The 13,957-nt window shown below is 33.4% G+C and carries 13 protein-coding genes; all 13 read left to right on the top strand.

Annotation, left to right across the window (positions count from 1 at the left end):
- The first annotated feature begins 8 nt into the window (after positions 1-8).
- Entirely contained in the window at positions 9-1,271 is a 1,263-nt protein-coding gene (locus tag V0410_RS10550) for an O-antigen polymerase (RefSeq protein WP_330747442.1), read from the top strand.
- Positions 1,264-2,415, top strand: coding sequence for a glycosyltransferase (locus V0410_RS10545; protein ID WP_330747441.1), 1,152 nt, complete (start codon positions 1,264-1,266; stop codon positions 2,413-2,415). Before V0410_RS10550 ends, V0410_RS10545 begins: the two co-directional genes overlap by 8 nt.
- 100 nt (positions 2,416-2,515) lie before the next feature.
- Positions 2,516-4,258 (top strand): hypothetical protein, encoded by a 1,743-nt coding sequence (locus tag V0410_RS10540; RefSeq protein WP_330747440.1) that lies wholly within the window; start codon positions 2,516-2,518, stop codon positions 4,256-4,258.
- Positions 4,259-4,360: 102 nt separating this feature from the next.
- A complete protein-coding gene (locus V0410_RS10535) occupies positions 4,361-5,533 on the top strand; it encodes a hypothetical protein (RefSeq protein WP_330747439.1) in 1,173 nt (390 codons plus the stop codon).
- Between the two features lie 14 nt (positions 5,534-5,547).
- The gene (locus V0410_RS10530) at positions 5,548-6,780 is read left to right on the top strand and encodes a glycosyltransferase family 4 protein (RefSeq protein ID WP_330747438.1); all 1,233 of its coding nucleotides are present in this window, start codon (positions 5,548-5,550) and stop codon (positions 6,778-6,780) included.
- 35 nt (positions 6,781-6,815) lie between these two features.
- Entirely contained in the window at positions 6,816-7,997 is a 1,182-nt protein-coding gene (locus tag V0410_RS10525; protein WP_330747437.1) for an O-antigen ligase family protein, read from the top strand.
- Positions 7,998-8,039: 42 nt separating this feature from the next.
- On the top strand, positions 8,040-8,642 hold the full coding sequence (locus V0410_RS10520) for a sugar transferase (RefSeq protein ID WP_330747436.1): 603 nt from the start codon (positions 8,040-8,042) through the stop codon (positions 8,640-8,642).
- A 9-nt stretch (positions 8,643-8,651) separates the two neighbouring features.
- Positions 8,652-9,245, top strand: a complete 594-nt coding sequence (locus tag V0410_RS10515; protein WP_330747435.1) for an acetyltransferase — start codon at positions 8,652-8,654, stop codon at positions 9,243-9,245.
- Between the two features lie 20 nt (positions 9,246-9,265).
- Positions 9,266-10,402, top strand: a complete 1,137-nt coding sequence (locus V0410_RS10510; RefSeq protein ID WP_330747434.1) for a DegT/DnrJ/EryC1/StrS family aminotransferase — start codon at positions 9,266-9,268, stop codon at positions 10,400-10,402.
- 15 nt (positions 10,403-10,417) lie between these two features.
- Positions 10,418-10,987: a sugar transferase gene (locus tag V0410_RS10505; RefSeq protein ID WP_330747433.1), complete on the top strand. Its 570-nt coding sequence runs from the start codon at positions 10,418-10,420 to the stop codon at positions 10,985-10,987.
- Between the two features lie 14 nt (positions 10,988-11,001).
- Complete coding sequence (rfbC, locus tag V0410_RS10500) at positions 11,002-11,547, top strand: dTDP-4-dehydrorhamnose 3,5-epimerase (protein WP_330747432.1); 546 nt, start codon at positions 11,002-11,004, stop codon at positions 11,545-11,547.
- A 95-nt stretch (positions 11,548-11,642) separates the two neighbouring features.
- Positions 11,643-12,944, top strand: coding sequence for a 30S ribosomal protein S12 methylthiotransferase RimO (rimO, locus tag V0410_RS10495; RefSeq protein WP_137905078.1), 1,302 nt, complete (start codon positions 11,643-11,645; stop codon positions 12,942-12,944).
- 396 nt (positions 12,945-13,340) lie between these two features.
- Positions 13,341-13,955 carry a hypothetical protein gene (locus V0410_RS10490; protein ID WP_330747431.1) on the top strand — a complete coding sequence of 205 codons (615 nt, stop codon included), beginning with the start codon at positions 13,341-13,343 and terminating at the stop codon, positions 13,953-13,955.
- The last annotated feature ends 2 nt before the right edge of the window (positions 13,956-13,957 follow it).

Raw genomic sequence — 13,957 nt, 5'->3', positions numbered from 1 at the left:
TTGTTGCTATGAAGTATTTTACACTATTAATATTTTTTATTATATATAAATTATCTTTAGATTATCTCTATGTTAATTCAATATCTGTACATTATGGATATCTTGGTTATGTAAGAGAATTTAGTCATACAATTAATAACCTTTCTTATGTTGCTATAATATTTTATACTTATTTTTTTAAAAAGATTTTAGAGAAGGATACTCCTGCAAGTTTAATTCTTATGGTGATATATTTATTATACTTTTTACCAAATTTAACGTTTTGCGTATATACTAATAATTTTGAATTCTTTTTATATAGTGTTATATATTGTGCTCTGCTCTTTTTGTTTTATATAAGATACGGAAAAGTAAAATATTATCAAATTTTTGACAGCTCACAATCAATGATATTGTTTAAAATTTTGTTATATACGGTAGTGTTGATGATGATTGTTTTTTCCGTTATATATAATGGCTTTAACATTAAATTTGATTTTGAAGAAGTGTATGAAATACGAGCAAAAGTCAGTGAATTAAATATGCCTTCATTTATTAATTATCTGAGGCCGATAGCAAGTATGTTTATTACAATTTCATTTATGTATTATTTGATACAGAAAAATGTTTTTCTAAGCTGTGTGTTTTTCTTCTTTGGCCTAATGATGTATTCTTTTGGTGCGCATAAAACAGATTTCGTATTATTGATATTGACCATACTTATTTATTTTTTTTATAAAAAAGAATACAACAAGTATCTTCTGCATGCATTTATTGGCTTCAATCTTATTTTGATATTTTTTGTTGAATTTGGAAGTGAAAGTGTTCAGATCAGTATTGCTGGCCTTTATTCAAGAACTTATTTTACCCCTACGTTGTTAGCCTATTTTCATTATGATTATTTTTCCACTCATGAATTACTTTATCTCAGAGAGCATTTCGGGCACTGGTTTGAAACCAATGTAAATCATAAAAATAATTCCCCTTATATAATAGCAGCAACTTATTTTAATGACCCGGATATGTCTTCCAATACAGGTTTGATTGGAAGTGACTATGCACAATTTGGGTGGGCTTCACTACTGGTATTTCCTCTTGTGAGAGCTTATTTTTTTAGAGTATTTGATATGTCAAGCTTTAAATTAGATGCAAGAATATATTTAATTTCCAGTTTTTCTTTTGGAGCTTTGTTTATCAATGGTGCTTTTTTTACAGCACTTATTTCGGGTGGTTTTTTAGCCGTTTGTTTTTTACTTTATTTAATGCCTAGATATACTAAAAATAATGAATAAAAAAATACTTCATCTTTCACCTACAGATATCCGATATGACAGCAGGATTTTAAAAGAGTTGAAGGCGGTTCAAAAAATTGAAAACACAACTTTGATAGCCTTTGGAATTGATGACTCTGAGGGACATAAATATGAAACAGAACAGATACCTTTTATTAAGGTGTTCAATATCGCTACAAAAAATCTGAAATTTTTACCAAGACCTGTCAGGTATTTTATTAATCTCATAGAGGCATTTATTAGAATGGTTTTTCCTGGTATCAGATACAAACCGGATATTATTCATTGTCATGATACCCTGTATCTGCCTATTGCAAAAATGATCAAATTATTTTGCGGTTCAAAACTAATCTATGATGCCCATGAACTTGAATCCGATAAGGCAGGACAATCAAAAATACTTTCAAAATATACTCTTTTCATTGAAAAAATATTGTGGAAAGATATTGATATCCTGATTAGTGTAAGCCCATCCATTATTGATTGGTATGATAAACATCTTGGGAAAAAGAAAAGTGTATTGATATTAAACTCACCGTTGCTTGACACTTCGTCAAAAGGAAATGGTAAAAACAATTATCTAAGAGAAAAATTTAATATCCCTGAAGGAAAAAAAATATTTTTATACCTGGGAATAATAAGTGAAGTAGGAAGAGGTGTAAATTTGTATTTGGATGTTTTCCAAAGAAAAGAAGTAGATTCACACATTGTTTTTATTGGCTATGGAGAATATGTTGATGAAATTAAAAAAGTAGCACTTAATAATGATAATATTCATTATCATGCGGCTGTTCCTCATCACCAGGTAGTAGAGGTGTCTACATCTGCAGATGTAGGGCTTTGTCTTGTAGAGGCTGTTTCTTTAAGTGATTATTATTGCTTACCCAATAAATTATTTGAGTATGCTTTTTCAGAATTGTATATTTTAGCGTCAGATTTTCCGGATATCAAAAAAATTGTTGATGAATATAATTTAGGAAAATGTAGCGGTTTAAATGCCGAAAGCTTATTTGAAATTGTAAAGGATGTTGAACATTCAGATCTGGAAAACAGGGTCAAAAAAGACCTTTACCCTCTTAGCTGGAACTTTCAGGAAAGTGAATTATTAAAAATGTATAATCATATTTTAAAAAATAAAGAATAAATAATAAAGACAAATGTGTGGAATTTTTGGAGTCGTATCAAAGACTCGTATAAACAAGCAAAAATTTCAAACTCTGGTAAAACATTCAGAACAAAGAGGAATGGATTCCAGCGGTTTGATCTATTATCAAAACAATTACTATAAAATAAACAGAGCAGATTATAGTATTGAAAAATTACTGAATAAAGTACAGCCGTATAATAATAATATTGTGTTAGGACACAGTAGGTTGATTACTAATGGCTTGGGTGATAATCAGCCTGTGGTGAGAGGAAATATATGTGCTATACATAATGGTATTATTGTTAATGAAGAAGAAGTCTGGAATAAATTATCAGTAAGCAGACAGCTGAAAATTGATTCTGAAGCCATTGTAGCCATTGCAGAAGAATTTCTTAGTAATAAGGAAAACAAAGTTGAAGATCTTCCCAAAGAAATACTTTCCTTATGTAAGGGAGTTATTGCATGTGCTCTTGTGCTGCCGGAAAAAGGGAAACTGCTTCTTTTTTCCAATAATGGAAGCCTGTATGTGGGGTATAATGACGGTAAAACTTATTTTGCTTCAGAAAATTATGGACTCAAAATTATTGGATGCGAGAATATCAGTCAGATAAAAGATGAAGCAATGATTCTTGATATTCCTGTTTCAGAAGAAAAACTCACTATTGTAGATGAGAAAAGCAGAGTGGAAAATCTAATTCCTGAATTTAAATTTAATACCATTGAAGAAGGTTTACTGGAATACAAAAAAATAAACATCAAGAGATGTACAAAATGTATACTTCCTGAAACAATGCCTTTTATAAAATTTGATGAGGCAGGAGTATGTAATTACTGTAAAAATTATAAACCAAGAAATAATCCGAAACCCAAAGAAGAATTATTTAAATTGGTTGAACCTTACCGAAGAAAGGGGAAAGAATTAGATTGTATCGTTCCTTTTTCTGGAGGTAGAGATAGCTGCTACGGATTACACCTTATTGTTAAAGAGTTGGAAATGAAACCTGTTACATATACCTATGATTGGGGAATGGTGACGGATCTTGGTAGACGAAATATCAGCCGTATGTGTGCAGACCTTGGTGTAGAAAATATTATTGTAGCAGCAGATATTTCACTCAAAAGAAAGAATATCAGAATGAATCTTGAAGCATGGCTGAAATCTCCACATTTAGGAATGATGGCAATGCTTACTGCAGGGGATAAGCACTTCTTCAGATACGTAGAAGATATTAAAAAGCAAACAGGAATCAATCTTAACCTTTGGGGGGTAAACCCGCTGGAAGTAACTCACTTTAAAACAGGATTTTTAGATATTGAACCTGATTTTGAGGAAAAAAGAGTATACAGCCATGGAGCAATGAAACAGCTGAGATATCATTCTAAAAGATTCAGAGCTATGATGCAGAGCCCGGGATATTTCAATAGCTCACTCTGGGATACTTTGTCTGGTGAATATTATCGTAGCTTCACAGAAAAACAAGATTATTATCATATTTTTGATTATTGGAGATGGGATGAAGAGCAGGTAGATAATACTCTTTTAAATGATTATGACTGGGAAAAAGCAATAGACACTACTACTACCTGGAGAATTGGAGATGGTACCGCTGCTTTTTATAATTATGTATATTATACTGTAGCTGGTTTTACAGAGCACGATACATTCAGAAGTAATCAGATCAGAGAAGGTCAAATGACAAGAGAAAGAGCGCTAGAACTTGTTGAAATAGAAAATGCACCGCGTTATCAAAACATCAGATGGTATCTGGATACTTTAGGACTTGATTTTGAACGTGTGATAAAAATAGTAAACAATATTCCAAAATTGTATAAACAATAATAGATGCTAATTATAAATGCCTATTTATAGATGAAAAATTTATTAATTTATAAACTGAGGTTTATTTTTATTTATTTGTTTTGTACCATCAGCACTTGCTTGATGGTACAAGCATCTGTAAGCAAAACATCATTAATATTGGTGGAACCTGTGTTCAGACAACAAAATCTGAAAACCACAGAAATTGTCAATCTCATCAATCATTACAATGATATTTTTGCTTCTGAAACAAAAATGGCAAACTGGCCCAATGCAGCTTATGATTGTGCCGCCTTTTTATATATCCCGATACAATATGGTTATGATACAAAAAATCAGGAAATTATAAAAAGACTGCAGATCCTTTTTACGTATGAAAGGCTGCTTACCATAAAGAATAGAGCAGATATAGATGATTTAAGCAAAAGAACTTTCTATTTTACAGTTTCCGAATATCTCAGAAGAAGCGGAATACGTGGCGATGCAGAAAAAACAAAAATGTTTAATTTCATCAGAAAGGAAATATTAAACTATTGGAACAATACTTATGCAAATATTTGGGAAGCAGAATCCAGGAAATTCTATGGAGTAAAGCAAAGAGTACAGTATTTGCTGAGTGGTGAATATAATGGAGATATGAGCTATTATAGCGCATTTACAGATCTTGAACTTTATATCATGGGAACTGGGGTTAGTCTTTCACTTATAGAAAAAGATGCCTCAATTACTGTTACCAGGGATTTGATAAACATTAGAAACCTCTTTTATCAGGTAATGCAGAAAAAAGTAGTATTTCAGGATAATGTTTGGTATCTGCAGCCAAATGTCTGGAAGGACCATCCTAATTTTCAGGATGTAGTCCTTAAAAAAAATCAGAGTGTTAATTGGGATGCTTCTCACTTTTCAAGGATGCCAGCCTATCTTCATATTCTGAAACTAGCATTTCAATCTGATGATACAAAATTTAAATATCTCAACAAGCTTAACACATTACTTTCAAAACAATTGTTGAATAATATTGCAGTATATAATCCTAAAGATGGAACTTATTCTTTCAATAATTTCGTTGATGGGAATAATAGCAACTTTAGAAGTAATCTTAAAAAAGGGGATAAGGGATTATCACCTTCTGAGGATTATACCCATATTTTCTATGGATGGTGGAAGATGCTGGATACAGATGAGGTGAATATGATGTATGAAAAAATTTCACTTAAATATTCATATTATTCTAATCAAAATCCTTATATCAATGATAATAAAGGGTATTTTCAAGAAATTATAAATTTAAAATAAGCACATACCTACTGATGAATATCTGGCTGATTTCCAAATATGCCTCACCGCCACAATACGCAAAAGTTCCCTCACGGTTGTTTTATTTGGCAAGAGAGTTTAAAAGACAGGGAAATAATACCCTCATGATAACTTCAGATTCTAATCATTTCACCCATTGTCCTGAAACTGATAAAATATATAACGATGAAGAGCAGGATGGAGTGGCTATAAGATGGATTAAAACTAAAAAATATATCAAAACCGCATCTATAGACAGAATATTGTCCTGGTTTGATTTTGAAAGAAAGCTTTTCTCAATGAAACTTTCCGGGATGGCAAAGCCTGATGTGGTTATTGTTTCTTCACTTTCTATTTTTACCATTATTTATGGTTATTATCTGAAAAAGAAGTTTGGAAGCTTTTTGCTTTTTGAAATCCGTGATATCTGGCCTTTAACGATGACGGAGGAAGCTGGGTTCTCAAAATGGCATCCTCTTGTTTTACTGATAGGGTTCATAGAAAAATTTGGATATAAGAAAGCTGATTTGGTTGCAGGAACAATGCCGAGGCTGGATTTACATGTAGAACAATTATTAGGGTATAAAAGACCTTTTCATTGCTCCCCATTAGGATTCGATCCTGATAACTATTCTGAAGACTTTTTAAAAGAAAAGAATCCGTTTTTGGAGGTAATGCCATCAGATAAAGTAATTATTGGCTATGCTGGGAGTATGGGAGTTACCAATGCATTGGAGCCTTTTATTGAAACAATAAAGACCATGAAGGAAGATCGTCATATTCATTTTGTACTTGTTGGAAGCGGTGATCTCAGAGAATCTTACGAAGAACAGCTAAAAGATTGTTCCAATGTTACATTTTTACAAAGAATCCAGCAAACTGAAGTTAAATTTTTCCTCGAAGCTTGTGATATTCTTTATTTGTCTACGAAAGATTCGAAAGTATGGGATTATGGGCAATCTATGAATAAAGTGGTTGAATATATGTTGGCTGCAAAACCTATAATAGCTTCTTATACAGGATATCCTTCCATGATTAATGAAGCGGATTGCGGTAGATTTATCAACAGTACATCTGCAGAAGATATTAAAAACGCAATTCTATTTTATGCCAATATGAGTTCCGAGGAAAGAATGACCATAGGCAACAAAGGGAGACAATGGATTTTTGAAAACAGAACGTATCCGGTACTGGGGAAAAAGTACATGGATGCTATTTTATTTCATTCCGTAAAGCAAAAGAAGTAGCTTTGCACTGGCTGAAATAAAAAATAGGCTTTATTTTGAAAATTACTGTTAATAATAATTTCATTGATAAACTATTCCTGTTATCTGTTATGGTAGGAAATACTGTTGCCATTTCTTTTGCAAAACCATTAGAAATGAATCCCAGGGACTTTTCTATACCGTATCGGATTTTTATTATTGTCTTTTCTATATTTATCATCTATAGAGAAAGAAAAAATATTAGTTTTAAAAATATTTCACTGGTAAGCCTTATTGGATTTTGGATTTTTTATATCATCAAACTTATCTATTCGTTCAATAATTATTCTTTTAATCAGGAAGTACTACAATCAAAAAATGAAGATATTTTCAGGATTTTATTTATAGTACTTGTACCAAGTATTGCATTATTATGTATTAATTACAACAAAGTAAATTTCAAAAGTATTACAAAACTCTGTATCTCAGTTTTATGTGCCCTTCTTGTTTTCAATTACATATATGGCTATATAAACTTAGATCATATTTTTAGTACATATTACATAATGTATGGCCATATTGGAGCCTCATTATTTATTATATCGTTATTTTTACTTTTATTTTGTAAAAAAGACTATAATTCTTATTTTTTATTCTTCTGTCTTTTATTAGGAATCTTTAATGTGATTCAATCTATGGCAAGAAGCCCGTTAATTGCGGTTTTTGTATGTTCTTTTTACCTTATTCTTTTGAAGGAAAACAAAAAATATGTGTTATATGCAGTTATAATGGCCTTGTCATTTATAGCACTGATTTTTCTCCACGAACAATATGGAGATGAACAAATAGCAAGCTTCAATAGAATGTATAAATGGATTGCCCAGGGAGATACATCAAGCAGAGGCCCACTATATAGAGGAGCCATTGAAATTTTTAATTCAAACCCTTTTTTAGGAGGAAGAATATTATTTAAGGATGGAGTTCACCCACATAATATCTTTTTAGAGCTTTTAATGGCTACCGGCATTCTGGGGTTAATTATTTATTTTCTAAAATTTTTGAAGGTATTCCAAAATGCTTCTATATTCTTGAACATAAAAAAAAGTAATATATACTATAAACTGATTTTTGCTTTATTTTTGCAATATTTTACACTCGTACAGACATCTTGTAATCTTTTTAATATACCGGAATTTTTGTACTTTAGTTCAATAATTATTGGGATTAGTAATACAGCAAAAACAGAAGAAACTGAGTAGAATCTCATGATGTATTATGACGAATGTATCTAACTTTTAAGAATGTATAAAAATTATTTAAAGAGGATTTTCGACTTTGTATTTTCTCTGATGGGAATTACCTTATTGCTTCCGATTTTTCTTATTGTGATGGTAGGATTGTTCCTATCCAATGATGGAAAACCATTTTTCTTTCAGTTAAGACCTGGGAAGAACGGAAAGGTATTTAAAATTATAAAGTTTAAAACAATGAATGATAAAAAGGATTCCAATGGAAATCTTTTATCAGATGCAGAAAGATTAACAGCAGTGGGTTCATTTGTCCGTAAAACATCTCTGGATGAAATTCCACAGTTAATTAATGTTTTGAAAGGAGATATGTCTCTTATTGGCCCCAGACCTCTTCTTGTACAATATCTGCCGCTTTATAATGAGCATCAGGCAAGAAGACATGAAGTGAGACCCGGAATTACCGGCTGGGCACAGATTAACGGTAGAAATGCTATTTCCTGGGAAGAAAAGTTTAATTTAGATGTCTGGTATGTGGATCATGTATCCTTTATTCTGGATCTAAAAATAATATTTCTTACTATAAAGAAAGTTTTTATAAGAGAAGGTATTTCAGCCGATGGACACGTTACCATAGAACCATTTCAAGGAAATTAAATAATAGCTATGTATTTATTTGGAGCAAGCGGACATGGAAAGGTAATTGCAGATATTGCTGCTGCTAATGACATAAAAATTAAGGCATTCATAGATCAGGATGTCACTAAAAAGGAATGCTATGGATTTCCGGTTCTGAATAATTTACCGGATGATAAAGAAAAACTTATTATTTCAATTGGAAATAATCTGACCCGTAAGAAAATTGCAGAACAGATTAATCATGAAATGGGCACTTTAATACATCCCAAAACAATCATTTCAGGTTCTGTGAAAATAGAAGAGGGAACAGTAGTCATGGGAGGCGTGGTCATTAATGCAGATACGGCCATTGGAAAACATTGTATCATCAATACCAATGCATCTGTAGATCATGATTGTGTGATTGAAGATTTTGTTCATATTTCTCCTAATTCAGCACTTGCCGGAGGAGTGGAAGTAGGTGAAGGCTCTCAGATTGGAATAGGAGCTTCTGTAATCCAGGGAATCAAAATAGGAAAATGGTGTGTAATTGGTGCAGGTGCGGTCATCATTACCGATGTTCCCGATTATTCAGTTATTGTGGGAAATCCGGGGAGAATTATCAAGAAAAATATTATATAAACAAGTTACTAATCAAAAATATGAATACTAAAATCTGGCTGTCCTCACCGCATATGGGAGGGAATGAACAAAAATACATCAACGAAGCATTTGAAGAAAACTGGGTAGCTCCGTTGGGACCTAATGTTAACGGATTTGAAGGTGACCTGGAGCAGTTTTTAGGAGGAAGTGTCAAAGTGGCTGCGCTGTCTGCAGGTACTGCAGCATTACACCTTGCTCTTATCGAATGCGGAATTGTACATGGCGATGAGGTAATCTGTCAATCCATGACTTTCTCTGCTTCAGCTAATCCAATTGCGTATTGTGGAGCAACTCCTGTGTTTGTTGATAGCGAACCGGTTACATGGAATATGTGCCCTAAAGCGCTGAGAGAAGCCATCGAAGACAGAATCCAAAAAGGAACAAAACCTAAAGCAATCATTGTCGTACATCTGTATGGTATGCCGGCAAAAATGGACGAAATTACTGCCATTGCTCAGGAATTCCAGATACCTTTGATAGAAGATGCTGCTGAAGCCCTTGGCTCAACTTATAAAGGACAGGCTTGCGGAACATTCGGACGTTTTGGGATTTTAAGTTTTAACGGAAACAAAATTATTACCACTTCCGGAGGTGGAGCTTTGGTTTGTCATACTCAGGAAGATAAAGATAAAACCGTTTTCCTTTCTACACAGGCCAGAGACAATGCTCCCCACTATCAGCATTCACACATCGGTTTCAACTACAGAATGAGCAATATTGTAGCAGGAATAGGAAGAGGACAGATGGAAGTGCTTAAAGATAGGGTTGCAGCCCGTAGAGCAATGCACAATTTCTATGTTGACCTTTTCCGCAATATTGAAGGGGTAACTGTACTCTCAGAGTCGAATGATGATTTTTATTCCAACCACTGGTTATCTGCAGTGATTGTTGATCCGGAAATGACAGGAAAAAACAGAGAAGGTTTAAGACTTGCATTTTTAGAAGACAATATAGAATCAAGACCGCTTTGGAAACCTATGCATTTACAGCCGGTTTTTGAAACTTCTCCTTATTATGGCGGGAATGTTTCTGAAAAACTTTTTGATAACGGATTATGCCTTCCTTCAGGCTCTAATCTGTCAGAGAATGACAAAGAAAGGATAGCAAAGGTTGTTCATTCTTACTTTGGACTTTAATATTATTTGAATTTAATGAATCAGTACAAATATTGGAAAAAAGTTTTTGATTTTGCCTTAGCGGCATTATTGATCCTTTTTCTTATGCCTGTGCTGATTATTTTATTTGTGATTGCAAGTCTGGATACATCTTCCAACGGAATCTTTTTTCAGACCCGGATAGGGCAGTATGGAAAACCTTTTACCATTTTTAAAATTAAAACAATTCATGAACAGAAGAGAACATGCTCAAAAATAGGGCAGACTCTCAGAAAATTTAAGCTCGATGAATTTCCGCAATTGTTTAATATTGTAAAAGGTGATATGAGTTTTGTAGGTCCCAGGCCTGATATTGAAGGGTATTACGATAAACTTGTCGGAGAAGACAGGAAAGTTCTGGAGCTGAAACCCGGGCTTACCTGTGAAGCAAGTATTAAATACAGAGACGAAGAATACCTTCTGGAAAATCAGGAAGATCCTTTAGCTTACAATGATGAAGTGTTATTTCCGAACAAAGTAAAAATGAATCTGGAGTATTTTGAAAAGATGTCTTTCAAAAACGATATCAAGATCTTGTTTAAAACATTAATAACCACATTGAAATAGAGTTTTTAACTATTATGAAAATTAAAGAAACCCCGCTTAAAGACTGCTACATCATAGAGCCTACTATTTTTGAAGATGAAAGAGGCTATTTCTTTGAAAAGTTCAACGAAAAAAAATTTGAGGAACTTACCGGAATGAACGGGCACTTTGTGCAGGATAATATTTCCAGATCTTCCTACGGAGTATTAAGAGGCCTGCATCTTCAGAAAGGAGAACATGCCCAGGCAAAACTGGTTTCCTGTCTTGAAGGAAGCGTTTGGGATGTGGCTGTAGATCTTAGAGAAGATTCTCCTACATTCGGAAAATGGTTCGGAATAGAACTTACTGCTGAAAACAAATTACAGTTGTATGTGCCGAGAGGTTTCGGACATGGTTTTGCTGTACTAAGTACCCATGCTGTATTTTCTTATAAATGTGATAATTTTTACAATAAAGAATCAGAAGGCAGTGTAAAATTCAACGATCCTGATCTTAATATTGATTGGAAGGTTGATGAAAAAGATGCCATACTTTCCGAAAAAGATCAGAACGCTCCCGGATTTAAAGAAAAAAACTTTTAAAGCATATCCCTGAAAACCACTTTTATAAAGTGGTTTTTATTTTTTAATCCTAACTCTCCAATATTTTGTATCTTTGCAGACTCAAAATCAAAACGATGCGTACAAAATCTGTAGGGAAGAAGAAAATCAATGTAGTCACTCTTGGATGTTCCAAGAATGTATATGATTCTGAAGTATTAATGAGCCAGCTGAAAGCCAATGGCAAAGAAGTGGTTCATGAAGACCGTGGGGACATTGTGGTCATCAATACCTGCGGATTTATTGATAATGCCAAAGAAGAATCTATCAATACCATCCTGGATTATGTTGACGCTAAAAACAGAGGCGAGGTCGAGAAAGTATTTGTTACAGGATGTTTATCTGAAAGATATAAACCGGATTTGATCAAAGAAATTCCGGATGTAGATCAATATTTCGGAACAAGAGATCTTCCGGTACTTTTGAAGCATCTGGGAGCAGATTATAAACATGAACTGGTAGGAGAAAGATTAACAACAACTCCCAAACATTACGCATACCTTAAAATTTCTGAAGGCTGTGACAGGCCATGTTCTTTCTGTGCGATCCCATTGATGAGAGGAGGTCACGTTTCAACGCCAATCGAAAAACTGGTGTTAGAAGCTCAGAAACTGGCTAAAAAAGGAACGAAAGAATTGATTCTTATTGCCCAGGACCTTACGTACTATGGATTGGATCTTTATAAAAAAAGAGCACTGGGTGATCTTTTAAAAGAATTGGTGAAAGTAGAAGGAGTGGAATGGATTCGTCTTCACTATGCTTTCCCAAGCGGTTTCCCTGAAGATGTTCTTGATATTATCCGTGAAGAGCCTAAAGTATGTAATTATATAGATATTCCTCTTCAACACATCAATTCAGATTTACTGAAATCTATGAAGAGAGGAACTACCCATGAGAAAACAGATGCCCTTTTAGGAAAATTCAGAGAAAAAGTTCCTGATATGGCCATCAGAACAACGCTTATTGTTGGGTATCCTGGTGAAACAGAAGAGATATTTCAGGAGCTTAAAGACTGGGTAAGAGAACAAAAATTTGACAGATTAGGCTGTTTTACCTATTCTCATGAAGAGAATACGACAGCCCATGTTTTAGAAGATAACATTCCGCAGGAAGTAAAAGAGGCAAGAGTAGAAGAAATTATGGAACTGCAGTCTCAGATATCATGGGAAAAAAACCAGGAAAAAATAGGTAAAGTATTCAGATGTATTTTTGACCGTAAAGAAGGTAATTATTTCATCGGAAGAACTGAGTACGATTCACCGGATGTAGATAATACGGTTTTGGTTTCAGCTGAAGATACTTATATTTCTATTGGTGAATTTGCAGACGTGAAAATTACTTCTGCCGAAGAATTTGACCTATACGGAGAATTAGTTTAGCTAAAGGCTTACTAATCAAGTGAAAATAGTATTTCCGAATTAAATTATTAATGAAAATTAACATAGAATTTTCTCGGTAGTATATTTCTATTTTATTGATAATCAAATGATTATTGTTTTTTTATGTAATTAAGAATTTTTAATTTTCTTTATAATGTATTTAAAATCGAAAATTATGCTTAAATTTGCACAAGAAGCAATATTTTTAAATCATGTGCTTTCAGCAAGTTAATCATTAAATAAGCTAAAAGTCAATTGAAATAGTTATTGTATTATTTTGGTTTATTTTAATGTTCACAAGTTGAGATGTATCATCTCTTTTTGGAAATATTGATGAAAAAAAATGTAATTAAAAATCTTTAAAAACTTATGAAAAAATTTTTATTAACAGCAATTATGCTTGTTGGCCTTTCGGCTGTTTCTAAAGCTCAACAAGGGCGAGTGGGGATTAACACAACCACACCTGCCGCGACTTTAGATGTAGTAGCAAACACTACTGACAATGCTAGACCTGATGCGTTATTGGCCCCTCGTTTAACAAGAGCTCAGCTAACAGCCAAAGATGCTGCGTATACAGCTGCTCAAAATGGTGCTCTTACTTTTGTAACTACTATAGATGGTACAGCCTCAACAAAAACTGTAAATGTAACAGCAGTTGGGTTTTATTACTATGATGCACCATCCAGTACATGGAAAACATTAGGTGGAGGCGCTGCTCCTGCAACTCCATTCAGAATGAACTTAGCACAAGCGGCTTCTACTGCTTATGACTGGACAAACTCTAATTTTGATTATTGGGAGTTTACCAGTGGAACACAACTTACTTTACCGACCCCTACCGCTTATAACGGAAGAACAATCTATATAAGAAACCAAACAGGTGGTACTTTACAGTTTACAGGTACCGACGGTGTTGCTACACCTAAAGGTATGACTTCTCTTACGGGAATTGCTGCTATACAGATTTATAGTAACGGTACAACTTGGTATCTTGTTTCAGGTAGAAATTAATA

The sequence above is a fragment of the Chryseobacterium sp. CP-77 genome (genome assembly GCF_036362765.1).
Lineage (GTDB): Bacteria > Bacteroidota > Bacteroidia > Flavobacteriales > Weeksellaceae > Chryseobacterium > Chryseobacterium cupriresistens.
This window is presented reverse-complemented; position numbering and strand designations above follow the sequence as displayed.